Here is a 25,635-nt window from a genome sequence, read left to right as displayed (position 1 = left end):
GTCCCCTCACCGGCCGTGCGGGTCCGGGCGATGGTGCACGTACTCCACCACCGTGCCATCGGGATGCACCGCATTGAATGCCGCACCGGTGGGCACGACCTGCAGCGGGAAGATGATCTCGGCCCCGGCCGCCACCAACCGGTCGTGATAGGGCCGCACATCATCGACCAGCAGGGTGCCGGTGGTGGAGGTGAACGGCGCCAGCGCATCGTCGCTGCCTTCGATCAGCAGGAACGCACCCACCATCGCCAGGCGAAGCCCGGCCTCCGGGAATGGAAACCCGGCATCGGCCACCAGTCCCTGCAACTGCTCGTAGAAGGCCACGCTGCGCTCCAGCTCACCGGGCGCCACGAACACGCGGATCAGCACGCGCGGCGCGCGCTGGCTGGAGGTATCACAGCGGTCGCGCCAGAGATGGTCGAAGTCGCGATGTACGGTCATGGGCTCGGTTCGTGGCCAGGGACCCTCATTATCGGCAGCCCCGCACGGCGCGCTGATGACCGCCGGTGATGGCCTGATAACCAGCCGCGGGATACGCCTGTGACTTAGGTCCTGTTGACAGGTGTGAACGCCCTCCCACAATCTTCACAGGATTGGGTCGCCCTGCGCGGCCCGGACAGGCAGGTTGTCACGCCGGGAGGAGGGTCCCGCGCGCAGACCGGCCCGTCCTTCGGCCTGCGGGAGGTTGCCTGGCAACCCCTGCGCGGCATGAACGCTGCACCCTTCGGCGGCACTTTCCCTGGACCGATTGCCTTGGCAACGGAATTACGCCTGCCGATGAAAACGTTTACAAAGCCGCTCGCTCTCTCCCTTGCCCTGTCTGCCGCACTGGCCGCCCCGGCTTGGGCCGATCCCGCAGCCTTCACTGTCTTGACCCTGGAACAGGCACCCGACGCCGAGGCGATGCCGGCCCTGGCCGCGCAGCTGAAAAGCCTGAAGGTGGACGCGGTGAGCGTGCGTCAGGTGCAGCGCGGCATCGGCCAGGTCGATCCGCTGCAGGTGCTGGCCGATGGCCTGGGTTACGAATACCGCTTCGTCGCCGCCGGCAAGGACGATGGCCAGACCCAGCGCGGCCAAGCCGTGCTGACCCGGCTGCCGATTGCTGCCGAGTCCGGTCCTGACCAGCCAGGCTTGAACTACCTGCGCCTGGACGATGGCCGCCACACGGTGGCGGTCTATACCGATGCCGGCGCAGGTGCCGCGCAGCTGCCAGCGCTGGTCACCCGTTCGCGGCTGGGTGCACCGGCGGTGCTGCTCGGCGCGGTGGCCGGTGAATCGGCCAAGGCCGCCGGCTTCGATCCGGCGCGTGTGGCGCTGGAAGCTGACGCCAGCTACTTCAGCGACGGCTTCCAGGCGGCCAGCAGTTCACCGTTCAAGGTGGAAGGCAGCACGCTGCGTGCCACCCTGCTGACCCTGGCCTATGCCGCCGACAAACATGGCGACAGGCCGTGGATGGACACCACCCTCAACGCCGATGCGCGCGCTGCGCTGCTGCTGAAGGCGATGACCGAGGACGAGAAATTCCAGATGCTGCACAGCTACTTCGGGCTGGGCAAGGACGGTGGTCCGTTGCCGGAGGGCGCGGTCGGTTCGGCCGGCTTCGTGCCGGCAGTGCCGCGCCTGGGCATCCCGTCGCAGCAGTCGGCCGATGCCGGCGTCGGCGTGACCAATCCCGGTGGTATCCGTCCGGGTGACTTCGCCACCGCCATGCCGTCCGGCCCGTCCACCGCCTCCAGCTGGAACCGCGAAGTGGCCTTCGCCGGTGGCGCCACGATGGGCCGCGAGGCATGGCAGCAGCGCTTCAACATCCTGCTGTCAGGCAGCGTCAACCTGCAGCGCGACCCGCGCAACGGCCGCAATTTCGAATACGCCGGTGAAGACCCGCTGCTGGCCGGTTCGATGGTCGGCGCGCTGATCCAGGGCGTGCAGAGCCAGCACGTGATCTCCTCGATGAAGCACTTCGCGCTGAACGACATGGAGACCCGCCGAAACTTCCACGACGTGCGCATCGGCGAACAGGCCATGCACGAGTCGGACCTGCTGGCCTTCGAGATCGCGCTGGAAGCCGGCCGCCCCGGCGTGGCGATGTGCTCGTACAACAAGATCAACGGCACCTACGGCTGCGAGAACGGCTACCTGATGAACCAGGTGCTGAAGCAGGAATGGAAGTTCCCTGGTTTCGTGATGTCCGACTGGGGTGGCGTGCACAGTGGTTCGAAGGCCGCGCTGGCCGGCCTCGACCAGCAGTCGGCCGGTGAAGTGTTCGATGCGGCGGTGTTCTTCGATGAGCCGCTGCGCCTGGCCGTGCACGGTGGCGTGGTGCCGCAGGCGCGCCTGAACGACATGGTCGCGCGCATCCTGCGCACGATGTTCCTGCATGGCAACTTCGACAACCCGCCGCAGCACCAGAAGGTCGATGCCGAGGCCGGCTTCGCCGTGGCCCAGCGCACGGTGGAAGAGGGCAGCGTGCTGCTGCGCAATGAAGGCAACCTGCTGCCGCTGGCCGACACGGTGAAGCGCATCGTCATCATCGGTGGCCACGCCGACAAGGGCGTGATCGGTGGCGGTGGTTCGTCGATGGTGGGCGTGACCGCCAAGGGCACCAATGCGGTGCCGGGCGTGCTGCCGACCACCTGGCCGGGCCCGGTGATCTTCCACCCGTCCTCGCCGCTGGAATCGCTGCGTGCGGCGCGCCCGGACGCGACCATCGAGTACGTGGACGGCACCAACGCCGCTGCGGCGGCCAAGGCGGCCGCGCAGGCCGACGTCGCCATCGTGTTCGCCACCCAGTGGGCGGCCGAATCGGTGGACCTGCCGGACATGCAGCTGCCCGACAACCAGGACGCCCTGATCTCGGCGGTGGCCAAGGCCAATCCGAAGACCGTGCTGGTGCTGGAAACCAACGGCCCGGTGCGCACGCCGTGGCTGGCGCAGGTGCCGGCGATGCTGCAGGCCTGGTACCCGGGCATCCGCGGTGGTGAAGGCATCGCCGCGCTGCTGACCGGCCAGGCAAACCCGTCCGGTCGCCTGCCGGTGACCTGGGTGGTGGACGAATCGCAGCTGCCGCGCCCGCATATCGACGGCCTCGGTTTCAAGCCAGCCAAGCCGTTCGGTGATGTGTTCGATTTCGATATCGAAGGCGCCAACGTTGGCTACAAGTGGATGGCGGCCAAGGGCCTGACCCCGACCTTCGCCTTCGGTCATGGTCTGTCCTACACCTCGTTCGCCTATAAGAACCTGAAAGTCAGCGTGGAAGGTTCGCGCCTGGTCGCCAGCGTCGACATCCGCAACACCGGCAAGCGCGCCGGTGCCGACGTGGCCCAGCTGTACCTGAAGCTGCCGGCCGGCAGCGCCACGCCGATCCGTCTGATCGGCTACGACAAGGTGAGCCTGCAGCCGGGCGAACAGCGCCGCATCCGCATCGAAGCCGAGCCTAAGACCCTGGCCCACTACGATGCGCAGGCCCGCCAGTGGAAGATCGACGGCGGTACCTACCAGGTGCAGCTGTCGCGCAATGCCGCCGAACCGCTGCAGAGCGTGGACGTGCAGCTGGTGGAGCAGGTGCTGCGCTGATGCTTGAAGACACGGCCCCGTAAGGGGCCGTGTCCGTTTGTAGATCGCCGCTGCGCTCGCCGGGCACGGCCCGGCGCTACCGGATATCTACTGTGGCGCCGAGCCCATGCTCGGCTGTTGTAGAACGGCGCCGAGCGTGGGCTCGGCTCTACAGAACGCCGCGCCCGGCGGACGCCGTCATCACCCGGGCGCGCTGCCAAACCACCCGCGCAGGAAATCGATCAGTTGACGCACCTTCGGCGAGGGCTGCGTGCTGTGCGGGTAGACCGCGTACACGCTCTGCTGCGGGAAGCGGTGCTGGCGCAGCACCGGGCGCAGGCGGTCCTGGGCCAGGTCGTCCTCGATCAGCCAACGTGGCAGCACGGTGACCCCGGCGCCGGCCAGGGCGAAGGCACGCAGGCTGCTGGCACCATCCACGCGCACCACTGCATTGCCCGGGTTGGTGGCAAACAAGGCGTCGCTGCCGTCGGGCGCGACCACCGGCACATCGGCCAGGCGCGGATAGCCGAGGCGGGGCAGGGTGCCCAGCTGGGCCGGGTCATCGGCCGCATCGGTAGAGGGCAGGCGTGCCAGCAGGGATGGAGCCGCCACCGCGCACAATGGATGGCGTTCCAGCTCGCTGGCATGCAGCCCTGAATCCGGAAGGCGGCCGAGGCGGATGGCCAGGTCGAACCGTTCAGGAATCAGGTCTGCCGGTGCCGGTGAGGTCGACAGGTGCAGCTGAAGGGCCGGGTGCCGCGTCCGAAACGCCTCCAGCGCCGGGATCAGGCGCAGTTGGGCGTACTCCGCCGTGGTCGTCAGGCGCAGCACGCCCTGCAGCTGGTGCTGGTCGCGGCGCGCGGCATCGATCGCCGCCTGGGCGGCGTCCAGCGCCTGCACGCAGTGCTGCAGGAACTGTTCACCCGCCTCGGTCAGGGCCAGGTGGCGGGTACTGCGCAGCAGCAGGGTCACGCCCAGTTCCTGCTCCAGCCGCTTCAGGTTGAAGCTGACCACCGCGCGGCTCAGGCCCAGGCGGTCGGCGGCCGCGGTAAGGCTGCCGGCCTCGACCACGGCGCGGAAGATGTCGAAGCGATCGAGGCTGACCATGGGGCTCATTGTCAAACTATGTTTGACAGTGTTGCAGCTGTCGTCGTGTTTTTCAAACAAGGCCAACTCGGCATGCTGGCCGCTTCTCTGATGGAGCGCCGTCGATGCCGTCCCCCCGCCTGCGCCATGAGGCGATCTTCCTGCTGGTATTCGCCCTGGACCTGGTCAACATGTTCATCGCCACGGTTGCCTATCCGGCGCTGGCGGCAGAGCTGCAGGCCGACATCGGCGGCCTGGCCTGGGTCGGTACCGCCTACATGTTGGGCCTGAGCGTGGTGATTCCGCTGGCGCCGTGGCTGGCCGCACGCTGCGGCGAACGGCGCCTGCTGCTGGTGGCGCTGCTGGTTTTCGCCGTCGCCGCCATGCTGGCCGGTGCTGCGCCAGGCATTGGCTGGCTGCTGGGCTGGCGCCTGCTGCAGGGGTTGGCGGGTGGCCTGCTGATTCCGGTGGCGCAGGCCGCGGCCTACCGGCAATGCACGCCTGACCAGCGTGGCGCGCTGACCCGGCGCATCCTGCTGGTGGCGCTGCTGGTGCCGGCCCTGGCGCCAGCCCTGGGCGGATTGCTGGTGCAGTGGCTGTCCTGGCGCGGTGTGCTTTGGGCCAGCCTGCCGTTGGCGGCGGTGGCGATCGGCCTGGTGCTGGCCTGGATGCCGACCGATGGCACACGAGGTGCGCCGCGGCTGCAGGCCTATGCGCTGACCACCGCGATGCTGGCGCTGGGCGCGCTGCTGCTGGCGCTGACCTGGCTGGGCGAACCCGGCCATCGGGCCGCCGGTGCCGCATTGCTGCTGATCGCATTGCTGCTGGCGGCATTCCACCTGCGGCATGCACGACGGCAGGCGCACCCGTTGCTGCGCTGGTCGCTGCTGTCCCATCGCGGGCTGCGGCTGGCAATGCTGGTGTATCTGGCAGTGCCCGGCGTGTTCATCGGCAGTCAGCTGGTCAGCACGCTGCAGCTGCACCAGGCCGGTTACAGCGCCGCGCGCATCGGCGCATTGATGCTGCCGTGGGCGCTGGCCTCGGCCGTGGCGATTACTGCCAGCAAACGCCTGCTGGCCCGTTTCGGCCCGGCCACGGTACTGCGCGTGGGCATGCTGCTTCAGGCCAGCGGCCTGCTGCTGATGGCGCTGCTGCCACAGCCGGCCTTTACCTTGGCTGCGTTGTTGTTCGCACTGATGGGCGCCGGTGGCAGCCTGTGCAGCAGCACCGCGCAGACGCTGGCGTTCAATGGTGTCGAGGGCGAGGCGCTGGGCGACGCCAGCGCGCTATGGAACCTCAACCGCCAGCTCAGCTTCTGCCTGGGTACCGCCGCCATCGCGCTGCTGCTGGCGCTGGCCATGCAGTGGCTGCCGGCACAAGCCACCAGCGTGGCGCTGGGCCTTGCCGCCGCAATGACGCTGTTGCCGATGGCGCTGTTGCGCCGCTCGCACTCTGTTTCCCTTTCGCAACCCGGGAATGCCTGATGGACACCACTGCAGAACATGAAATCCACCTCCTGCACGACACGCTGCAGGCCTGGCTCCGTGCCGACGTCGGCACCGATGCGCTGGAGGATCTGATGGCGCACTTCAGTGCGGACTTCAGCATGGTCGGCATCGCGGGGCGGCGGCTGGATCGCGATGCCGTGCAGGCGCTGTTCGTGGGAGGCCATGGCGCGCGCGCCGGGTTGCGGATCAGCATCGAGGCCGTGCAGGCCGTGGACGCGCCGTCACCGTTGGCGGTGCTGCGTTATCGCGAGGGCCATTCGATCGATGGCGGCACGCCTGCTTGGCGGGAGTCGCTGGCGGTGCTGCGGCAGGAAGCCGGACGCTGGCGCTGGCTGGCGCTGCATGAAGTGACGGCGGCCTGATGTTGTAGAGCCGAGCCCACGCTCGGCTGGGGCCGCCGCAATCTGCGTGAAAAGCAGCCGAGCGTGGGCTCGGCTCTACAACGGTCAGATCGGTGGGTGCCCGTCGGGCAGCACATGTGCCATCAGTCCTGCCTGCTCCCGCCGCAGAATGCAAAGCCTGCACACACTTCACGGCACAGCGCAGGAGTAGGCTTGAGGCTTTCCTGCCGGGAGGGGTTGTCCATGCGTGTGCGTGCCGTCGCTGTAGCCATTGCCCTTTGCCTGTCCAGCAGCGTGCTGGCCGCCGATACCCCGCCGATGACCCCGGACATCAGCGGCAAGCCCTTCGTCGCCCCGGATGTCGGCCGCGACTACGACAAGCGCGTGGTGATGGTGCCGATGCGTGATGGAACCAGGCTGTATACGGTGATCGTGGTGCCCAAGGGCGCACGTAATGCGCCGATCCTGCTGACCCGTACGCCCTACGATGCTGCCGGTCGCGCCAGCCGCAGTGATTCGCCGCGCATGCGCGACCTGTTGCCACAGGGTGACGAGGTGTTCGTCGATGGCGGCTATATCCGTGTGTTCCAGGACATCCGTGGCAAGTACGGCTCCGAAGGCGATTACGTGATGACCCGGCCCTTGCGCGGGCCGTTGAACAACACCCAGGTCGACCATTCCACCGACGCCTGGGACACCATCGATTGGCTGGTGAAGAACGTGCCGGAGAGCAACGGCAAGGTCGGCATGCTGGGCTCGTCCTATGAAGGTTTCACCGTGGTGATGGCGTTGACCGACCCGCATCCGGCGTTGAAGGTGGCGGCACCGCAGAGCCCGATGGTCGATGGCTGGATGGGGGACGATTGGCTCAACTACGGCGCGTTCCGCCAGGTCAACTTCAACTATTTCGCGATGCAGACCGAGAAGCGCGGCAAGGGTACGCCGCTGCCCAGCCTCGGCTACGACGACTACAGCACGTTCCTGCGGATCGGTTCGGCTGGCGACTATGCGCGCTTCACCGGCGTGGACCAGCTGACCTGGTGGAAGAAGCTGGTCGAGCACCCGGCCTATGACGGCTTCTGGCAGGGCCAGGCGCTGGACGCGGTGATGGCGAAAACGCCGTTGAAGGTGCCGACCATGTGGCTGCAGGGCCTGTGGGACCAGGAGGACATGTGGGGTGCCAACCACGCCTACCAGGCCATGGAAGGGCGCGACAGTGGCAACAACCGCAATTACCTGGTGATGGGCCCGTGGCGACACAGCCAGGTGAACTACAGCGCCAGCGAGCTGGGCGCGCTGAAGTTCGACGGCGATACCGCGCTGCAGTTCCGCCGTGATGTACTCAAGCCGTTCTTCGACCAGTACCTGGTGGACGGTGCGCCGAAGGCCGACACGCCGCCGGTGCTGATCTACAACACCGGCGAAAACCACTGGGATCGCTTGAAGGGCTGGCCGCGCAGCTGCGACAAGGGCTGTGCCGCCAGCAGCAAGCCGCTGTACCTGCGCGCCGGCGGCAAGCTGGCATTCCAGGCGCCGGCGACGGGCGAGGGTGACTTCGAGGAGTACGTGTCCGACCCGGCCAAGCCGGTGCCGTTCGTGCCGCGTCCGGTCCGCTTCGGTGACCGGGACATGTGGACCACCTGGCTGGTCAAGGACCAGCGCTTTGTCGATGGTCGCCCGGACGTATTGACCTTCATCACCGAACCGCTGACCGCGCCGCTGCGCATCGGCGGCGCGCCAGTGGTGCATCTGCAGGCCTCGACCAGTGGCACCGACAGCGACTGGGTGGTGAAGCTGATCGACGTGTATCCGGACCAGGAAGCGTCGACGCCGGAGATGGGGGGCTATGAGCTGCCGGTGTCGTTGGCGATCTTCCGCGGCCGCTACCGCGAGAGCTTCAGCGATCCGAAGCCGCTGGCGGCCAACCAGGTGCTGCCGTATCGCTTCGACCTGCCCAACGCCAACCACACGTTCCAGAAGGGGCATCGGGTGATGGTGCAGGTGCAGTCCAGCCTGTTCCCGCTGTATGACCGCAATCCGCAGACCTACGTGCCGAACATCTACCTGGCCAAGCCGGGCGATTACCAGAAGGCCACGCAGCGGGTCTGGCACAGCGCAGCGCAGGCGAGCTACATCGATCTGCCGGTGTATTGAGGCGCCGGGGGAGGGGGCGCCGGGCCATGCCCGGCGGCGCGTGGTGGTGCCGGCCGCTGGCCGGCATCGGACATGGTGCCGAAGCGTGTCGACCAAGGTCGACACCCACCGTGCACAGGCTTTCAGCCGATCTTCGACGGGCCGGTGCGCCAGCGACTGGGCACCAGACCGAAGCGCTTGCGGAACGCCGCCGCGAAATTGCTGGGATGACGGTAGCCACTGGCGGCAGCGGCCTGCTCGACCGTCCAGCCATCTTCGCGCAGGCCCTGCTCGGCATGGCGCATGCGCTGTTCGTGCAGGTAGTCGAATACCGAACAGCCGTACTGCTGGGCGAAATGGCGGCGCAGCGAGCTTGGGCTCATGCAGGCCAACTGGGCCAGTTCGACCAGGCTGTGGGCGTGGCTGGGATCATCGTGCAGGTAGGCACGTACACGCTCCAGCCGTTCGCGCTGGCCGGCGCGCAGCGTGCGCACAGGCTCGGTCTGCAGATCCTCGGCCTGCAGGCCGACGGCCAGCAGCTGAAGGGCAACGCCTTCGCGCCACAGCGCGTCGATGCCGTCCTGCCAGGGACTGTCGAACAACTGGCCCAGCACCGGCAGCAGCGTGTGCGGAATCGCCCAGTGGCGGCATTCCAGGTGAGTGCTGAGCGCCGTGTGCAGCTGCGGCAGCTGGAACAGATCCGGATCGATCTCCGCCGGTACCATCACGCTGACGCCGCGCATGCGCGTTTCGCCGGGATGCGCGCCGGTCATTTCGACCTGTTCGCGGTGGTGCGCGGTCATCGCAGTGCCCGCGCGCAGGGTGAAGCCACTGCGCTGGGGAATGCGTACATCCACCTGGCCCTGCAGCATCACGCGGATGGCCAGCCCGGGACTCTGCTGGGCCGTGGCGACGTACGGGAAACGATTATGCACGTCGGACGCGATCAGGCTCATGCCACCACGCAGGAACTGCTCGTTGACCTCGCCATGGCCGGCCCACTGGTCGTCACGCAGGTGTTCCGGGTCGGCGCGGTAATCAAAGCCGTGGCGGTGACCGAAGCGGCGGTAATCGGCAAAAGTGAAATATCGGGACATTGCTCGGCACATGCGCAGGAGGTGGACGCTGGCGGTGCCTTGCGGATGCGCACTGCAATGCAGGCGCAGCTCCGACCGTTACCCGCCGCGATGCGGGCGGCAACGGGATGCCGGAGAGCTGGGGAAACGCCAGGTTGGGATGAGTGTGTGTCGAAGTAGCTGGAAACGTTTCCCATTGTCGCCTTGATTCACCCGTATTTGATTTCAATATGGTCAAAACGATTGGTAAATACGGCCAAATTGAAATATCCGGAAAACATACGGAAGCGTTTTGCACGCATATCCGTACGCAATTCCATACATCAACATGAGTTGAGGTTTTATCAGTGGAACGATCGCATGCGTGCGCGATGTCAGCCCGGTCGTCACGTGCAGGCGCGTAGCGTGATCGGTTGGCGGCTGCATGCCGCACCGAGACCCCCCACTGATGGAGAACACAGATGATTGATTACCAGCTCACCGGCAAGACCGCGATCGTGACCGGCGGCGTATCCGGCATCGGCCTGGCGGTGGCGCAGACATTGGCGGCATCCGGCGCCCGCATTTCGGTCTGGGACCTGAAGCAGGACGCGGTGGACGCCACCGTGGCGACGCTGCAGGCTGGTGGCACGCAGGCGATCGGCATTGCCCTGGACGTCACCGACGAGGCCGCGGTGGAGGCGGCGGTGACGCGCACGGTGAAGGAGCTGGGCGGCGTGCATATCGCGGTCAACAACGCCGGCATCAGCGGGCCGGCAGCCAGCAGTGGCGATTATCCGATTGATGGCTGGCAGCGCGTGATCGACGTCAATCTGACCAGCGTATTCCTGTGCCAGCGTGCACAGATCCAGGCGATGCGCGCGGCCGGCACGGGTGGCAGCATCATCAACATGGCCTCGATCCTGGGCCAGGTGGGGTATGCCGGGTCCACGGCCTATGTGGCGGCCAAGCACGGCGTTGTCGGGCTGACCCAGACCGCAGCCTGGGAGCATGCGGGCGACGGCATCCGTGTCAATGCGGTCGGCCCGGGCTTCATCAGCACGCCGCTGCTGGACAAGATGGACCCGAAGGTCCGCATGACGCTGGAAGGGCGCCACGCACTGAAGCGCCTGGGCACGGCCGAGGAAGTGGCGGCGCTGGTGGCCTGGCTGGCCAGCGATGATGCCTCGTTCGCGACCGGCGCCTACTACGCCATCGATGGTGGGTATCTGGCGCAGTGAGCGGATGCGGTCAGTGGATCCACGGCATGCGTGGATGAGCGCATGCGGTGAAGAAGGCGTGCCATCGCCTTCACCCCCGTCCCACGATCGCCACGCGACGCTCCGGGAAACTCCCGGAGCCTGCCCATGGAACTCACCCAGGATGTCTCGATCCTGCTGCGCGTGGCCGCAGCGATGCTGTTCGGCGGTGTGCTCGGTGTCGAGCGCGAAATGGGCAAGCACGCCGCCGGCCTGCGCACGCACATGCTGATCGCCGGGGCCGCTGCGCTGATCGTCGGCCTCGGCGACTCGGTCGCCGAACATTTCCAGCAGGAGCGCTATCGCGACCTGCTGCAGGTCGACCCGGTCCGTCTGATCGAAGCGGTGGTGGCCTGTGTCGGCTTCGTTGCCGCCGGCACCATCCTGCGCGGCTCGCGCGAAGACCAGGTCAGCGGATTGACCACTGCCAGCTCGTTGATCATGGCCGCGGCCATCGGCATCGCCGTGGGTATCGGCAAATACGTGATTGCGATCGGCGTCAGCGTGCTGTGCGTGCTGGTGCTGGCGGTGATGCGGCGGTTGGAGAAACGGATCTCGTGAGGAATCTCGAGTTTCTGGAATGGTAAGACCAATATGGCATCTAGCGCTATGGTCTAATAGGCTCTTCGTCGGAGTAACGGTTAAATCCGTTGCGAGTGGTCTGATCGAAACCCTTATTGGTAAGACCAATATTCGTCAGTCACGGCGACCCACCGCCTGCGGTGGGGCACCTTCCGCATCCAGTCGAGAGTCTTCATGCAGCCCTGGCAACACCTGTACGACCCCGCCGGCAACCTGTGGTTGTCGAGCCTGATCGCGCTGCTGCCGATCGCGTTCTTCTTCGTTGCCCTGGCCGTGCTGCGCATGAAGGGCTGGCTGGCCGGCACCATCACCGTGGCCATCGCACTTGGCGTTGCGCTGCTGTTCTACCGCATGCCGCTGACCCAGGCACTGGGTGCGGCCGGCTTCGGCTTCGTCTATGGGCTGTGGCCGATCGCCTGGATCATCATCGGCGCGGTGTTCCTGTACAAGGTCTCGGTCAAGACCGGGCAGTTCGACATCATCCGCGCCTCGATCCTGTCGGTCACCGAAGACCAGCGCCTGCAGATGCTGATGGTCGGCTTCGCCTTCGGTGCCTTCCTGGAAGGTGCCGCCGGTTTCGGCGCACCGGTGGCGATCACCGCGGCGCTGCTGGTCGGGTTGGGCTTCAAGCCGCTGTATGCAGCTGGCCTGTGCCTGATCGTCAACACCGCGCCCGTGGCCTTTGGTGCCATGGGCATTCCGATCATCGTGGCCGGGCAGGTCACGGGGCTGGATGCGTTCGAGATTGGCCAGATGGCGGGCCGCCAGTTGCCCTTCCTCACCATCATCGTGCTGTTCTGGATCATGGCGATCATGGATGGCTGGCGCGGCATCAAGGAAACCTGGCCGGCGGTGCTGGTTGCGGGCGGCTCGTTCGCCATCGCCCAGTACCTGACCTCCAATTTCATCGGCCCGGAACTGCCGGACATCACCGCGTCGCTGGCGTCGCTGGTGTGCCTGACCCTGTTCCTGCGCCGCTGGAAGCCGGTGCGGATCTTCCGCTTCGACACTGAAACCAGCGCCGAGGCGGCCGCCCAGGCACTGGAAGCGCCGCGCTACAGCGTTGGCCAGATCGCCAAGGCGTGGTCGCCGTTCCTGATCCTCACTGCAATGGTCACCCTGTGGAGCATCAAGCCGTTCAAGTCGCTGTTCGCGGCCGGCGGCCCGCTGGAAAGCTGGGTGCTGAAGATTCCGGTGCCGGGGCTGGACCAGCTGGTGCAGAAGATGCCGCCGATCGTGGACGCGCCGCTCAGCTATGAGGCGGTCTATAAATTCGACTGGTTCTCTGCCACCGGCACCTCGATCATCCTCGCGGCGGTGATCGCGATCATCGCGCTGCGCATGCCGGCCCGTTCGGCGGTGCAGACCTTCGGCGAGACCGTGCGCGAGCTGCGCATGCCGATCTACTCGATCGGCATGGTGCTCGCGTTCGCCTTCATCGCCAACTATTCGGGCCTGTCGGCCACGCTCGCCCTCGCGCTGGCGCACACCGGCGATGCGTTCCCGTTCTTCTCGCCGTTCCTGGGCTGGCTGGGCGTGTTCCTGACCGGTTCGGACACCTCGTCCAATGCGTTGTTCTCGGCACTGCAGGCCACCACCGCGCAGCAGATCGGCGTGTCCGACGTGCTGCTGGTCGCGGCCAACACCACCGGCGGTGTCACCGGCAAGATGATCTCGCCGCAGTCGATCGCCATTGCCTGTGCGGCGGTCGGCCTGGCCGGCAAGGAATCGGACCTGTTCCGCTTCACGGTGAAGCACAGCCTGGTCTTCACCACGATGGTCGGCCTGATCACCCTGGCCCAGGCCTACTGGCTGACCTGGATGATTCCCTGAGCCATGCCACGCCGGCCATCCCTCTGCCGCGTGCTTCGGGCCACAATGGCGCCATGAGCATGCAACGCATTTCCGACAAGGTGGCCGCACAGCTGCGCGGCCTGGTGCAGGAACAACGGCTGCAGCCCGGTGACCGGCTGCCGGCCGAGCGCACCCTGGCGGTGCAGCTGGGGGTCTCGCGCACGGCGTTGCGCGAAGCGATCGCGCAGCTGGCCAGCCAAGGCCTGCTGACCGCACGCGTCGGTGGCGGCACCTATGTAGCCGAACCTGCGGCGCGCGCGCGGCAGGCGCTGGATGAACCGCTGGCGCCGTACCTGCCGCTGTTCCAGGGCGACCCGGAATACCGCTTCGACGTGCTGGAGATCCGCCACGCGCTGGAAGGTGCCACCGCCTGGCATGCGGCGCTGCGTGCCACCGACGAGGATCGCACGCGCATCGCGCAGGCCTTCCAGACCATGATGGACGCGCACGGCAAGGACGACCCGACCAGTGAAGCGCAGGCCGACGCGGCCTTCCACCTGTCCATCGCCGAAGCCTCGCATAACCTGGTGCTGCTGCAGGTGATGCGTGGCCTGTTCGAGCTGCTGCAGACCAACATCTCGCAGAGCCGCGAGAAGCTCTATACCTCGGCGAGGACCTTCTCGCCGCTGTCCGACCAGCACCGCGAGATGATGGATGCGGTGCTGGCCGGCGACCCGGAACGCGCGCGCGCCGCCGCGCATGCCCACCTCGAGTTCGTGCACACCACGCTGCGCACCCTCGATGACAACGAGGCCCGGCGTGCGCGGGCCTCACGTCTGCCTTCCCCACACGGTTGACCCCATGATCATTTCCGCCTCCACCGATTACCGTGCCGCAGCGCAACGCCGGCTGCCGCCGTTCCTGTTCCACTACATCGATGGCGGCGCGTATGCCGAGCACACGCTGAAGCGCAACGTTTCCGACCTGTCCGACATCGCGCTGCGCCAGCGCATCCTGCGCAACATGTCCGACCTGAGCCTGGAAACCGAGCTGTTCGGCGAAAAACTGGCGATGCCGGTGGCGCTGGCGCCGGTCGGCCTGACCGGCATGTATGCCCGGCGCGGTGAAGTACAGGCAGCGCGCGCGGCCGACAGCCGCGGCATCCCGTTCACCCTGTCCACGGTGTCGGTCTGCCCGATCGAGGAAGTGGCCCCCGCCATCCAGCGGCCGATGTGGTTCCAGCTGTATGTGCTGCGCGACCGTGGCTTCATGCGCAACGCGCTGGAGCGCGCACAGGCCGCGGGCGTGACCACGCTGGTGTTCACCGTGGACATGCCGGTGCCGGGCGCGCGCTATCGTGATGCGCACTCCGGCATGAGCGGCCCGAACGCCTCGCTGCGCCGCATCGGCCAGGCCATCACCCATCCCCACTGGGCGTGGGACGTGGGCCTGTTCGGGCGTCCGCATGACCTGGGCAACATCTCCACCTATCGTGGCAACCCGACCGGGCTGGAGGACTACATCGGCTGGCTGGGCAGCAACTTCGATCCGTCCATTTCGTGGAAGGACCTGGAGTGGATCCGCGAGTTCTGGAAGGGCCCGATGGTGATCAAGGGCATCCTCGACCCGGACGACGCGCGTGATGCGGTGAAGTTCGGTGCCGATGGCATCGTGGTCTCCAACCACGGCGGTCGCCAGCTCGACGGCGTGCTGTCCACCGCACGCGCCCTGCCGGCGATTGCCGACGCGGTGCAGGGCGATCTGAAGATCCTCGCAGATTCCGGCATCCGCACCGGGCTGGACGTGGTGCGCATGCTGGCGCTGGGGGCCGATACCGTGTTGCTGGGCCGTGCCTTCGTCTATGCGCTCGCCGCACAGGGCGAGGCGGGCGTAGCCAATCTGCTGGACCTGATCGCCAAGGAAATGCGCGTGGCGATGACACTGACTGGTGCGCACCGTATTGCCGACATCGGCCGCGATTCACTGGTCAGCCTGCCGTGAGCAGTCACGACACGGTGCTGGCGCAGTTGCGCGACGCGGTCGGCAGCCGCCATGTACTGACCGGTGACAAGGCCACGCGGCGCTTCCGTCGCGGCTACCGTTTCGGCGATGGCCCGGTGCTGGCCGTGGTGCGCCCGGGCACGCTGCTGGAACTGTGGCGCGTGCTGCAGGCGGCGGTGCAGGGTGGGGCGGCGATCATCCTGCAGGCAGCCAATACCGGGCTGACCGGTGGTTCGACTCCGGATGGCAACGACTACGGTCGCCCGGTCGTGCTGGTCAGCACGCTGCGCCTGACCGGCATCCAGTTGTTGAACGAAGGCCGCCAGGTGCTGTGCCTGCCCGGCGCCACGCTGGACCGGCTGGAGCAGACCCTGGCGCCGCTCGGCCGCGAACCGCATTCGGTGATCGGCTCGTCCTGCATCGGCGCCTCGGTACTGGGCGGCATCTGCAACAACTCCGGCGGTGCGCTGGTGCGCCGTGGCCCGGCCTATACCGAACTGGCGCTGTACGCGCAGGTCGACGCGCAGGGCCAGCTGCAGCTGGTCAACCATCTGGGTATCGCGCTGGGTGATACGCCCGAGCAGATCCTGCAGCGCCTGCAGGCCGGTGACTACACGGCCGCCGACGTAGGCGATGGCGACGGCCGTGCGGCTTCCGATCCACGCTATGCCGAGGAAGTACGCAAGGTCGATGCCGATACCCCCGCACGCTTCAACGCCGATCCCAGTCGTCACTACGAAGCCGCGGGTTCGGCCGGCAAGCTGGCGGTGTTCGCGGTGCGCCTGGACACCTTCGAAAAGGAGGCCGCCGAGGTCTTCTACATTGGCAGCAACCGCGCCGGCAGCCTCACCGCGATCCGTCGCCAGCTGCTGACCGGCTTCGAGCGGCTGCCGATTGCCGGCGAGTACATCCACCGGGATGCCTATGACATCGGCGAGCGCTACGGCAAGGACAGCTTCCTGCTGATCGACCGCCTTGGCACTTCCCGCGTGCCGGCCGCGTTTGCGCTGAAGAGCCGCATTGATGGCTGGTTCGAGCGGTTGGGCCTGCGCGGCGTGACCGATCGGGTGATGCAGGTGCTGACGGGCCTGCTGCCCTCGCACCTGCCCAAGCGCATGGGTGAGTTCCGCCAGCGCTATGAGCATCACCTGCTGTTGAAGGTGTCCGCGCAGGACGCAGCGCAAACCGAAGCCTGGCTGCGCGATTTCTTCGCTGGCCACGAAGGCGGCTATTTCCACTGCACGGCGGAGGAGGGACGCAAGGCGTTCCTGCATCGCTTTGCCGTGGCCGGTGCCGCAGTGCGCTACCGTGAAGTGCATCGTGACCAGGTGCAGGACATCGTCGCGCTGGACATCGCGCTGCGGCGTGACGACGCCGACTGGTTCGAGCAGCTGCCGGCGGATATCGACGGCCGCCTGCTGCACAAGCTGTATTACGGGCACTTCCTCTGCCACGTGTTCCATCAGGACTACATCGCGCGCAAGGGTGAAGACCCGATGGCGATCGAGCATGCGATGTGGGCATTGCTGGACAAGCGTGGTGCCGAGTACCCGGCCGAGCACAATGTCGGCCATCTGTATCCGGCCAAGCCGGCGCTGGCGGGCTTCTACCGGCAGCTTGATCCGAGCAATACATTCAACCCGGGCATCGGCCAGACCTCGAAGGCCAAGGGGTGGGGTGGCTGCGACTGCGGATGATGTAGAGCCGAACCGGTGCTCGGCTGGTGCTTGTGGTGACAAGCGGTCGAGCATGGCTCGACGCCGCCCGGGCAGCGCTTACCATCGGAAGCCCATACGGAGGAGCCGTCCATGCCCACCGCTATCGCCCGCGCCACCCTGTGCGCTGCATTGCTGGCGACCCCGTTGCTGGCGCTGGCCCAGAGCGCGATCCTGCCGCAGCAGCGCGATGCCGCCGGCAACGTGATGGAGCCGCTGGGGCAGGTGCTGATCGCGAATGAGACCGGACCGTCAGGGCTTTATGACTGCACGCGGGACGGCCATTGGTGCGTGCGCGTGCAGCCCGCAGCCGAGGAGGGTGATCGGCCCACCCTGCTTGAAGTGCTTGAAAAAGTGCAGGGCCAAGGCAAGCCCCACAGCTATCACGTCAGCATTGATGTGCCGCAGGAAAGCGAGCTGAAGCTCTGGCCCTGGATCGTGCGCCTGGCCCCGGGCGTGGGCAGCGATGAAACAGTGACCGACCCGCAGCAGCGCGTCCGCCAGAATGTGCTGGTGGGCGGCATCGTCACGTTCAGCACCATGTATTCCGGTGGAGGTGCCGACGCGTCCACGCTGCAACTGGCACGCGTGCGCCACCTGCAGGACGACATCCAGGTGGACGACGACGTGCTGACCGTGCCATGGCTGGGCAATGCGATGATCCGCGCCTGTTTCAGCGAGCAGGACAGCAAGCATCGCGCAGGCGCCTGCCACGATGAATACAGCTTTTCGGCGAAGCTGGCGCTGGATCCAGCAGGGCAGGGCATGCCCGTGCTGCGCTACCAGACCGTGGCGACCCGGTTCCCGGCCGGCGTCTCACGTTTCGAGGATTCGCTGGCCAAAGGGCCGCTGAAGCAGAAGGACCTGCGCACCGAGCAGGATCCGGCATGCACCTATACGCGGCTGTTCCGCTTCCGCGAGGGCATGTTCCACCCCGACCAGGCATTGCCGGACTGCGCCGGCTATACCGAACCCTGAGCCCTGGAAAGCCGAGCCATGCTCGACCCGCGTTTTCTGTAGAGCCGAGCCTACGCTCGGCTGTCACGGAAGCGCAGCCGAGCGTAGGCTCGGCTCTACAAAAACCGAAGCGGCGCTTACTCGCAGCGGGTGGCGGTGATGATGTTGTCCTTGTCCACGTACACGCGCAGGCGATCCTGGCGGATGTCCTTGGTGGTGATGGTGCTGGGGCCGATCGGGTTGACCAGGCCGGCGCCGCTTTCGGCAGACAAGCGGCGGATGTTGGGTTCGTTGGCCGGCTCGCCGATTGCCCAGCCCAGCTGGCTGGCATCGCACCGGCCGCTGCCCTTTACCTGCGGGCCGGGCGTACTGACGCAGGCCGACAGCAGCAGGGCCGAGGCCGGCAGCAACAGGAACAGACGGAGGGTGGACATGCGAGCGCTCCTGCGCAGGGGAGATGGCGGGAACGATAGCACCCGGCGTGCGAAAGGCGTCAGCATCACGGTCATTGCCGGCAGAGCGTGGCCATTGCATAGTGGGAGGAATGGCTGGCAGTGCGCCAGCGGGCAGGCCGGGCCATTCCGGCGCAGGTGTTGGACACGGTATGACGGCAGGCAGTTTCCGCGACAAGGGCAGGACGACGATGGCACGGGTGCTGTCCATGCTGGGCGTGGCGTTTGCCGCCTCCGCTGCCGATCCGGAACCCGCGCCGGTCGATCCCCCGGTGTTCGGGGCCTGGCGCAACCTGCAGACCGAAGCGGGCTACGCGCCTGCGCAGCGCAATCTGGCCTTTGCCATGTTGCCGCAGGCGGCGACCCGTGGCGACCGTTTCGCCATCCTCGACCGCGAAGGCAAGCGCACGGTGTGCTGCCTGCAGGTGGCCAGTCCATCGCTGGGCGTGGCCGCGCTGCGTGAGCAGTACCACCTGCCGCAGGCCTGGGTGACCGACCTGAGCAATGGCCGCAGCCCGGCACGTCCCTATGTTCCGCACGTCTACGCGATGCAGCGGGTGGACGAGCTGGCCGACTACAGCTTCGCCGATGTACCGGGTGCCTACAGCGATCTGGGGGGACTGCTGATCCCCGAAGGCGCCGCCCTGGACGCCGATGGCAGCGCGGTGCGCCTGGGCGACAGCCGCTATCCGCTGCATTTCCAGCGCCAGCCGCATGCCGACGACGATGGTGCGCTGGATCGCTACACCCTGCAGGCAGGCGAGGGCGCCGCCCCGATCGTGGTTGAAGTGCCGTTCGGCACTTATTGATTGCAGCACTCCACTGGCTAGAATGCGGCGCGGCGCCGTCTGCCGTGTCTGTTCCGTGAGCCGTTGCCGTGTCCCTGCGCCCCTTCCTGCTGTCGTCCCTGCTGCTGTTGTCCGCCTGTGCCAGCGCGCCTCCGCCGCCGGCGCATTCCGATGCGCTGTGGCGATTGATCGAGCGTGACTGCCGTGGCGCCGAAGGCCCACGGGGTGATTGCCTGCGGGTTGACGCTGCGGCGGACCGCCGCGATGTGCTGGTCAAGGACGCGCACGGTGACTACCAGTTCCTGCTGATGCCGCTGGACAAGGTCAGCGGAATCGAGAACCTCGCGCTGTACCAGCGCGGAGCGCCGAATTACTTTGCCGCAGCCTGGCAGGCCCGCAGCCATACCGAACGGGCTCTGGGCCAACCACTGCCACGCAGCGTTGCCAGCCTGGCGCTGAATTCACCCCACGGCCGCTCTCAGCACCAGCTGCACATCCACGTCGACTGCCTGCGTGCGGATGTGCTGCAGGCCCTGGATGCACATGCCGGTGCTCTGGGGGCGCGGTGGACGCCATTGCCGGTGCTGCTGCGCGGCCATCAGTACCAGGCCCGGCTGCTGCCGGGCGCGGAGTTGACCGCCAATCCGCTCAACCTGCTCGCCTATGACCTGAGCGGCGTGGACGATGTCGGCCAATGGAGCCTGGTGGTGGCTGGCCGGGACAACGTGCAGGCTGGACCGGGCTTCATCCTGCTCGCCACCCGCGTCGACGCGGGTAGCGGCAACGAGGCCAGCGGCGAAGAGCTGCAGGACCATGCCTGCACGGTGCTGACCGGTGCCGGCGACGCGCTGGAGCGGGTGCGCTAATCCCCCGCCTGGTGCTGGCTGCGCCAGATCGGTGCGGTCAGCGCCAGCAGCTGGCGATCCTGCCAGCCATCCGGCCCAAGGTGCTGATCGCGCAACACGCCTTCCTGCTGGAAGCCACTGGCGCGAAGCGCGTGGGCAAAGGGCGCGCCGCAGTACGGCGGCAGCATCACGAACAGGCGGTGCAGGCCAACGTCCTCGAACAGGAACGGGCACAGGGCCTGCAGCGTCGCATCGGTGTGGGGATGCCAATGCTGCAGTGACAGCAGCTCGGCGCAGCGTGAATGCAGCGAATGCAGGCGGACGTGCAACTGGTCCAGCACGGTGCCGTGTTCGTCATCGAATACGCCCAGCATCAGCTGGTCGTTGTCCTGCTCCAGGCGTGAGCGGTGCATGTGCGCCAGGAAGCGGGCTTCTTCGTCGATGCCGGGCTGAAGATGCCGGCCGCGGCGGCGGCGGTCGTCGAACAGGCGCCAGCTCGGCAGGTCGGTTCGCTGGAACGGGCGAAGGGTGACCGGAGCCACCCGCAGCTGCAGCAGATGGCGGCGCGACACAGGTCGGAGAACGGGGAGCTCGGATGTGGGATACGGGGTCATCATCCCTGGAACGATGGCAATGCCCGGTTCGCCAGACCATTCAAAAGATTGCAAAAACGGGGCGATCACCGGACGGAGCCTGATTCGGTTCAGGCATAAGCCCATCAGGGCTGGTCATTTCCGTTGAAACCACCCACTCAGGACAATTTCGTTACGGGATCGTTATGCGCCGCACAGGCCTCCGGCCCCGTACCACCCGCCCAACTTCCCAGGAAGCCCATGTCCGCCTCCCCCAAGGCGCTGCGCCCGCGTCCGCTGGTGCTCGCGCTGTCGTCCCTGATGCTGGTCTCGTTGCCGGCCTTCGCGCAGGAAAGCGCACCCACGTCGTTGCAGGAAGTGAAGGTCACCGGCTCGCGCATTCCGCGCGCCAGCGTCGAAGGGCCGTCGCCGGTGACGGTGATCAGCCGCGAGCAGATCGACGCGCAGGGCTACCGCAATGCGTTCGATGCGCTGAGCGCACTGACCGAGAACACCGGCAACGTGCAGGGTGAGGACTTCGGCAACACCTTCACGCCCGCGGCCAACACCATCAACCTGCGCGGGCTGGGCCCGAACCGCACGCTGGTGCTGGTCAACGGCCGCCGCCAGGCCGATTACCCGCTGGCCTACGAAGGCTCGGTGAACGTGGTCAACCTCGCCAACATTCCCAGTGCGCTGATCGAACGCATCGAGGTACTGGCTGCCGGCGCGTCGGCGGTGTACGGCTCCGATGCCATTGCCGGTGTGGTCAACATCATCCTCAAGGATCGCTTTGAAGGTGTGGATGTGAACGTGCGCGCCGGCGGCACCCAGCAAGGCGGTGGCGACAACCAACGCGTGCAGGTGGTCGGTGGCAGTTCCGGCGAGCGCTGGGATGCGCTGTTCGGCTTCGAGTTCGACGTGCGCAAGGCGATCCATGCGCGTCAGCGCGACTTCATGGATTCGCTGGAGGACGATCCGACCGGCAAGGCGCCGCAGGCGACGGCGATCGCATATCGCCGCAACGCCGCCACCGGCCGCAACATCGATCCGGGCGCCAATGGCTGTGACGCGGCGTCGGACATCTATGGCGGCAGCGTGTTCCGCGCCTTCAACCCGCGCCAGGGCTGGTACTGCGGCAGCAACGAGGCCGCCGCCAGCTACTGGACGGTGCAGACCGAGAAGCGCAACCTCAACGGCTACGGCCTGCTGACCTTCCACGTCAACGAGACCACCGACCTGTTCGCCGATCTGGCCGTGGGCAGCGCACGCATCACCAACAACACCCGTGCGCCCACCTGGACCTCGGCCCGTAATTACTTCTACAACCAGACCACCGGCAACCTGGAAAGCTGGTACCGCCGCTTCGCGCCCGAGGAAATCGGCGGCCTGCCGCGCAATGCCAATCGTTTCCTGGAAAACTCGTGGTCGTTCAACGTCGGCGCGCGCGGCCAGATCGGTGACAGTGGCTGGGATTATGAAGCGGTCTACAGCCGCTCACGCTACGAGAACCGCACCCGGCGCCCGGTGCTGCTGGCCGGCATCAATGAATACCTGCTGGGCCCGAAGCTGGGCGTACGCAATGGCGTGGAGGTCTATGCGCCGGACCCGGCACGGCTGTTCAAGCCGCTGACGCCGGACGAGTACCAGGGCCTGTCCGGCTACCAGGAAAGCCGCAATGCGGCGTGGTTGCAGACCTTCAGCGCCAGCGTCAATGGCCGCCTGTTTGCGCTGCCCGGTGGTGATGCCGCGCTGGCCGCGGTGGTCGAGGCCGGCAGCCAGGGCTACCGCAATCGCCCGGACCCGCGACTGGGCACCGGCGAGTTCTGGAACACCAGCGCCGGCATCGGTGCCGGTGGCGAGCGCGACCGCTATGCCGCCGGCGTGGAGCTGCAGCTGCCGCTGCTGCAGTCGCTGACCACCACCCTGGCCGGTCGCTATGACCAGTACCGTGCCGGCGGCGAGCACATCGGCAAGGCGACCTGGAGTTTCGGCGTCGAGTTCCGCCCGATCGAGAGCCTGTTGATCCGCGGCTCTGCTGCGACCAGCTTCCGGGCGCCGGACATGAACTACGTGTTCGCGACCGAGACCCGCGGCTACAACCCGGGCATGACCGACTACTGGCGCTGCCGCACCGCAGGCCAGTCGTACGACAACTGCGACTACAACGGCCTGTCGATCGACTACAGCAACCGCGCCAACGCGCAGCTGCAGCCGGAAACCGCGAAATCCTATGGTTTCGGCGTGGTCTGGTCGCCGCTGTCCGGGCTGGATTTCAGTGCCGACTACTACGACATCCGCATCGACAACGAGGTGACCAGCCTCGATACCAGCCGCATCCTGCGCGACGAGGCCGATTGCCGTCTGGGTCGCACGCTGGGGGGCGAAGCACGCGATATCGGTTCACCACTGTGCCAGGACGCGCTGTCGCGGGTGATCCGCAATCCGTCCAATGCAACCGTACAGCCGGACCAGGTGACCCGTGTGCTGATCAATCCGATCAACGCCGCCTCTGAATCGGTGCGCGGCCTGGACCTGAAGGGCAACTGGCGTTTCGATGCCGGTCGCTATGGCCGATTCACCACGCGCCTGGCCTACACGGTGGTGCTGGAGCACAAATACCGGCAGTTCTCCGATGATCCGGAGCGTGACATCCGCAATTCGCTCGATGACTACCAGTGGCGCAGCAAGGCCAATGGCAGCATCACCTGGAACCAGGGTGACTGGACCACCACGCTGTACGGCAATCGCTTCGGCTCGCTGCCGAAGACCGATGGCAGTGGCCGCATCGCGCCGTACATGACGTACAACGCCAGCGTGTTCCGTCAGTTCTGCGAGAATCTGTCGGTGGGCGTGATCGTCAACAACCTGCGCGACAGCCGCCCGCCGGCGGACAGGAACGGAGGCGGCTGGCCGTTCTACCCGGTCGGCAATTACGACCCCTACGGCCGTCAGTACTGGGTGCAGCTGGATTACCGGTTCCGTTGATCCAGCAGGCGAACGAAAGGCCCGGCAATGCCGGGCTTTTCGTCAGGAACCAAGCGCTCAGGCCATCAGGTCTTCCTCGATTTCCCTCACGATCACCTGGAATCGGTTGGCATCATCCCGGGAATTGCCGCCAACCTGCATCTGGTAGCAGACAGGGAGACGCGAAGGGCAGCTGCTGAAGTGGTCGATGCAGATGTATTCACCCCGGGCGATCAGTTGCTGGAGATCTTCCGGTGACAACTCGCGTCGGCCGACGGTGGTGCCGTCCTCGGCCTGGGCGGTCAGGACCAGCGACTCGAGATCATCGGCAGCGCCGATTTCTGCGCCCAACCGCTTGACCTGCACCTGAAAGACGCGTCGGCAGATCAGTTTGTCCAGCCAGTGCTGCTCATCCGTCGCGAAATGAGTGTTGTTAGGCTCGGTTGCACGTGTCGCCTCCTCGTGCACACCCCGGTGAGTAAAGCTCAGCCCGGCGTAGCGCTCGTATTGTTGCAGGGAGCGCTTGCAGCCGAGCCCGTGCATGGCCAGTGCGGTCGCATCTCCTGATCCGGCTGCTGCAAGCATGTTCACTGCCTTGCTCGACGCTCTCAGCGAGCGATCGAAGGCACTGGCTTCGATTTCACCGCGTGACCGGCGCTCGTCGGAGTGATCATCCCACACCCTGTTCGCATCCGAGTTGTACTGGTGCCACAGCAGCGGTCGATGGGGGTGGAAGAAGTCGTAACCATGCGTATACGCCCTGACCGCCATGACGATCTCTTCCGTCGAGAAGAAATGGTCTGCATCGTTCATGACGTCCCGCACGAACTCTCCGTCGGAGAACAGGAACCCGCCACTGATGAATCGAGCTCGCATCGGTTCGTTGCGTAGGGGATCCTTGGGCATGCGCACTGCTTTGTAGCTGACCACGCCGACACTGTTGAAGCCGCGGACCAGCATCTGGCCGACATGGTTCTGCCGGGTATCAGGATAGCTCTCGGGTTGAAACGCGGGCGGGTATCCGGTCAGCAGTGGTTTGCATGAACGTGTCCGCAGGGATTCCAGCATCTCCACCAGTAAACCGTCCCATGCATCCGAGAAACGGTGGTGCGAGTCGATCTGCAGGTTGTAGCGCTCGTCGCGATAGCGCTCCTGCGCCAGCCTTCGTGCCCACCCACAGCCGCGGGCGTGCATGAAGCCCACCTCGATCAGTTCAACTTCGGCCCCGTTCATGTGCAGGCGGTGAATCGGATGCTGATTGCCGATGCAGCTCGACTCCAGCTGGAAGCCCGCAGCCAGGAAATCCTGGAGGGTTGCTTCGTCACCATGCTGCCAGCACACCACCACGTGAAGTGCGGCCGGCGCGGCCGCGCGCCGCACGAGATCGATGAGTGTTGGGATCAGTTGCGGATCGCGATAACTGGGTATTTGGACGAACAGGCTTGCTGGAAGATCCATCTTCTATTTTCTCGGGCCGGTCAGACAAGGAAATGCGAATGACCGGCATCATGCACGACGCAAGGGGTGCATTGGAAACGCAATTATCGAAAGTATTATCGACAGGCATGTTTCGATATCGGGCCTGATGAAATCGAAAGATTTATTCGAGGGTTTCTTTGCATTTCAATGGCGGTTGCCAATTAGCATTTATGTAATTGACCGGTGCATTAACCGCTGCTAGTTTCCAGCTGCTGGAGTGACCCAGCATTGCAAACCGCCAGAGTCAAGGAGAGATCAATGAAGGCAAGCCTCATCGTAAGTCCGATCCTGTTGGGTGGACTCGCCATGGCCAGTGGAACGGCATCGGCGGGAGATTCGGTAACCGTCAATGGTGCGCGCTATACCTGCACGTCAAGCTGCGTCGTGCAGACCAATGGCAACGGTGGCTACACCGTGACGGACTGTTGTGGCGGGCGCGTAACCCGCGTGATCCGAACGCCTCCGCCCGAGGAGTAACTGCGGCCTGCGCGGCAGGTAGTACCGGTTTGAATCCGGCCTCTACGGGGGCCGGACAACGAGCGTGAAGGA

At 66.3% G+C, this 25,635-nt stretch carries 20 protein-coding genes; 14 read left to right on the top strand and 6 right to left on the bottom strand.

Annotation, left to right across the window (positions count from 1 at the left end; all coding sequences use genetic code 11):
• Positions 1-6: 6 nt before the first annotated feature.
• On the bottom strand, positions 7-441 hold the full coding sequence (locus QP512_RS11800) for a VOC family protein (protein WP_286068742.1): 435 nt from the start codon (positions 439-441) through the stop codon (positions 7-9).
• A gap of 336 nt (positions 442-777) precedes the next feature.
• Here QP512_RS11800 and QP512_RS11795 point away from each other — a divergent pair, with 336 nt between their 5' ends.
• Positions 778-3,573, top strand: coding sequence for a glycoside hydrolase family 3 C-terminal domain-containing protein (locus tag QP512_RS11795; RefSeq protein ID WP_286068740.1), 2,796 nt, complete (start codon positions 778-780; stop codon positions 3,571-3,573).
• Positions 3,574-3,753: 180 nt separating this feature from the next.
• Here the strand turns inward: QP512_RS11795 and QP512_RS11790 are convergent, their stop codons facing one another.
• Complete coding sequence (locus QP512_RS11790) at positions 3,754-4,659, bottom strand: LysR family transcriptional regulator (protein WP_286068739.1); 906 nt, start codon at positions 4,657-4,659, stop codon at positions 3,754-3,756.
• Positions 4,660-4,763: 104 nt separating this feature from the next.
• Between QP512_RS11790 and QP512_RS11785 the strand changes: the two genes are divergently transcribed.
• The 3 genes from QP512_RS11785 (at position 4,764) to QP512_RS11775 (ending at position 8,641) form a co-directional block, all read left to right on the top strand.
• Complete coding sequence (locus QP512_RS11785; RefSeq protein WP_286068738.1) at positions 4,764-6,122, top strand: MFS transporter; 1,359 nt, start codon at positions 4,764-4,766, stop codon at positions 6,120-6,122.
• Complete coding sequence (locus QP512_RS11780) at positions 6,122-6,508, top strand: DUF4440 domain-containing protein (RefSeq protein WP_286068736.1); 387 nt, start codon at positions 6,122-6,124, stop codon at positions 6,506-6,508. The genes QP512_RS11785 and QP512_RS11780 overlap by 1 nt, the downstream gene beginning before the upstream one ends.
• 222 nt (positions 6,509-6,730) lie before the next feature.
• Complete coding sequence (locus QP512_RS11775; RefSeq protein ID WP_286068734.1) at positions 6,731-8,641, top strand: CocE/NonD family hydrolase; 1,911 nt, start codon at positions 6,731-6,733, stop codon at positions 8,639-8,641.
• Positions 8,642-8,763: 122 nt separating this feature from the next.
• Here QP512_RS11775 and QP512_RS11770 read toward each other — a convergent pair whose 3' ends face one another.
• Positions 8,764-9,717, bottom strand: coding sequence for an AraC family transcriptional regulator (locus QP512_RS11770; protein WP_286068732.1), 954 nt, complete (start codon positions 9,715-9,717; stop codon positions 8,764-8,766).
• Between the two features lie 440 nt (positions 9,718-10,157).
• Between QP512_RS11770 and QP512_RS11765 the strand changes: the two genes are divergently transcribed.
• The 7 genes from QP512_RS11765 (at position 10,158) to QP512_RS11735 (ending at position 18,004) form a co-directional block, all read left to right on the top strand.
• The gene (locus tag QP512_RS11765) at positions 10,158-10,916 is read left to right on the top strand and encodes an SDR family NAD(P)-dependent oxidoreductase (protein ID WP_286068730.1); all 759 of its coding nucleotides are present in this window, start codon (positions 10,158-10,160) and stop codon (positions 10,914-10,916) included.
• A gap of 126 nt (positions 10,917-11,042) precedes the next feature.
• A complete protein-coding gene (locus tag QP512_RS11760) occupies positions 11,043-11,495 on the top strand; it encodes an MgtC/SapB family protein (protein ID WP_005410036.1) in 453 nt (150 codons plus the stop codon).
• Positions 11,496-11,690: 195 nt separating this feature from the next.
• Positions 11,691-13,349, top strand: a complete 1,659-nt coding sequence (gene lldP / locus QP512_RS11755; protein WP_286068723.1) for an L-lactate permease — start codon at positions 11,691-11,693, stop codon at positions 13,347-13,349.
• A 53-nt stretch (positions 13,350-13,402) separates the two neighbouring features.
• Positions 13,403-14,167: a transcriptional regulator LldR gene (lldR, locus tag QP512_RS11750; protein WP_286068721.1), complete on the top strand. Its 765-nt coding sequence runs from the start codon at positions 13,403-13,405 to the stop codon at positions 14,165-14,167.
• A 4-nt stretch (positions 14,168-14,171) separates the two neighbouring features.
• Positions 14,172-15,311 (top strand): FMN-dependent L-lactate dehydrogenase LldD, encoded by a 1,140-nt coding sequence (gene lldD, locus QP512_RS11745; RefSeq protein WP_088026305.1) that lies wholly within the window; start codon positions 14,172-14,174, stop codon positions 15,309-15,311.
• The gene (dld, locus tag QP512_RS11740; RefSeq protein ID WP_286068717.1) at positions 15,308-17,008 is read left to right on the top strand and encodes a D-lactate dehydrogenase; all 1,701 of its coding nucleotides are present in this window, start codon (positions 15,308-15,310) and stop codon (positions 17,006-17,008) included. The genes lldD and dld overlap by 4 nt, the downstream gene beginning before the upstream one ends.
• Positions 17,009-17,119: 111 nt before the next feature.
• On the top strand, positions 17,120-18,004 hold the full coding sequence (locus QP512_RS11735; RefSeq protein ID WP_286068715.1) for a hypothetical protein: 885 nt from the start codon (positions 17,120-17,122) through the stop codon (positions 18,002-18,004).
• A 116-nt stretch (positions 18,005-18,120) separates the two neighbouring features.
• Here the strand turns inward: QP512_RS11735 and QP512_RS11730 are convergent, their stop codons facing one another.
• A complete protein-coding gene (locus QP512_RS11730; protein WP_286068713.1) occupies positions 18,121-18,417 on the bottom strand; it encodes a hypothetical protein in 297 nt (98 codons plus the stop codon).
• Positions 18,418-18,587: 170 nt separating this feature from the next.
• Between QP512_RS11730 and QP512_RS11725 the strand changes: the two genes are divergently transcribed.
• Together QP512_RS11725 and QP512_RS11720 are read left to right on the top strand one after the other, a co-directional pair.
• Positions 18,588-19,244: a decarboxylase gene (locus QP512_RS11725; protein ID WP_286068711.1), complete on the top strand. Its 657-nt coding sequence runs from the start codon at positions 18,588-18,590 to the stop codon at positions 19,242-19,244.
• A gap of 68 nt (positions 19,245-19,312) precedes the next feature.
• Positions 19,313-20,089, top strand: coding sequence for a CDP-diacylglycerol diphosphatase (locus QP512_RS11720; protein ID WP_286068709.1), 777 nt, complete (start codon positions 19,313-19,315; stop codon positions 20,087-20,089).
• On the opposite strand, the gene QP512_RS11715 is transcribed toward QP512_RS11720, so the two are convergent.
• On the bottom strand, positions 20,086-20,685 hold the full coding sequence (locus QP512_RS11715) for a GNAT family protein (protein ID WP_286068708.1): 600 nt from the start codon (positions 20,683-20,685) through the stop codon (positions 20,086-20,088). The genes QP512_RS11720 and QP512_RS11715 overlap by 4 nt on opposite strands.
• A 216-nt stretch (positions 20,686-20,901) precedes the next feature.
• Between QP512_RS11715 and QP512_RS11710 the strand changes: the two genes are divergently transcribed.
• Positions 20,902-23,628 carry a TonB-dependent receptor gene (locus QP512_RS11710; RefSeq protein WP_286068707.1) on the top strand — a complete coding sequence of 909 codons (2,727 nt, stop codon included), beginning with the start codon at positions 20,902-20,904 and terminating at the stop codon, positions 23,626-23,628.
• 57 nt (positions 23,629-23,685) lie between these two features.
• Here QP512_RS11710 and QP512_RS11705 read toward each other — a convergent pair whose 3' ends face one another.
• A complete protein-coding gene (locus tag QP512_RS11705; protein ID WP_286068705.1) occupies positions 23,686-25,065 on the bottom strand; it encodes a GlcNAc-transferase family protein in 1,380 nt (459 codons plus the stop codon).
• Positions 25,066-25,635 lie beyond the last annotated feature (570 nt).

The organism is Stenotrophomonas sp. 57, assembly GCF_030291075.1.
Classification (GTDB): Bacteria; Pseudomonadota; Gammaproteobacteria; order Xanthomonadales; family Xanthomonadaceae; genus Stenotrophomonas.
Note: the sequence above shows the minus strand (reverse complement) of the source record. Positions and strands in the feature narration are given on the sequence as shown.

Excerpts from the sequence above, each read along its gene's own strand:
- QP512_RS11715 (WP_286068708.1), bottom strand. The coding sequence starts at position 20,685 with ATGATGACCCCGTATCCCACATCCGAGCTCCCCGTTCTCCGACCTGTG.
- QP512_RS11780 (WP_286068736.1), top strand. The coding sequence starts at position 6,122 with ATGGACACCACTGCAGAACATGAAATCCACCTCCTGCACGACACGCTG.
- QP512_RS11765 (WP_286068730.1), top strand. The coding sequence starts at position 10,158 with ATGATTGATTACCAGCTCACCGGCAAGACCGCGATCGTGACCGGCGGC.
- lldR (WP_286068721.1), top strand. The coding sequence starts at position 13,403 with ATGAGCATGCAACGCATTTCCGACAAGGTGGCCGCACAGCTGCGCGGC.
- lldP (WP_286068723.1), top strand. The coding sequence starts at position 11,691 with ATGCAGCCCTGGCAACACCTGTACGACCCCGCCGGCAACCTGTGGTTG.
- QP512_RS11705 (WP_286068705.1), bottom strand. The coding sequence starts at position 25,065 with ATGGATCTTCCAGCAAGCCTGTTCGTCCAAATACCCAGTTATCGCGAT.
- QP512_RS11760 (WP_005410036.1), top strand. The coding sequence starts at position 11,043 with ATGGAACTCACCCAGGATGTCTCGATCCTGCTGCGCGTGGCCGCAGCG.
- QP512_RS11790 (WP_286068739.1), bottom strand. The coding sequence starts at position 4,659 with ATGGTCAGCCTCGATCGCTTCGACATCTTCCGCGCCGTGGTCGAGGCC.
- QP512_RS11730 (WP_286068713.1), bottom strand. The coding sequence starts at position 18,417 with ATGTCCACCCTCCGTCTGTTCCTGTTGCTGCCGGCCTCGGCCCTGCTG.
- QP512_RS11775 (WP_286068734.1), top strand. The coding sequence starts at position 6,731 with ATGCGTGTGCGTGCCGTCGCTGTAGCCATTGCCCTTTGCCTGTCCAGC.
- QP512_RS11725 (WP_286068711.1), top strand. The coding sequence starts at position 18,588 with ATGACGGCAGGCAGTTTCCGCGACAAGGGCAGGACGACGATGGCACGG.
- QP512_RS11770 (WP_286068732.1), bottom strand. The coding sequence starts at position 9,717 with ATGTCCCGATATTTCACTTTTGCCGATTACCGCCGCTTCGGTCACCGC.
- QP512_RS11710 (WP_286068707.1), top strand. The coding sequence starts at position 20,902 with ATGTCCGCCTCCCCCAAGGCGCTGCGCCCGCGTCCGCTGGTGCTCGCG.
- QP512_RS11800 (WP_286068742.1), bottom strand. The coding sequence starts at position 441 with ATGACCGTACATCGCGACTTCGACCATCTCTGGCGCGACCGCTGTGAT.
- QP512_RS11795 (WP_286068740.1), top strand. The coding sequence starts at position 778 with ATGAAAACGTTTACAAAGCCGCTCGCTCTCTCCCTTGCCCTGTCTGCC.
- QP512_RS11735 (WP_286068715.1), top strand. The coding sequence starts at position 17,120 with ATGCCCACCGCTATCGCCCGCGCCACCCTGTGCGCTGCATTGCTGGCG.
- lldD (WP_088026305.1), top strand. The coding sequence starts at position 14,172 with ATGATCATTTCCGCCTCCACCGATTACCGTGCCGCAGCGCAACGCCGG.
- QP512_RS11785 (WP_286068738.1), top strand. The coding sequence starts at position 4,764 with ATGCCGTCCCCCCGCCTGCGCCATGAGGCGATCTTCCTGCTGGTATTC.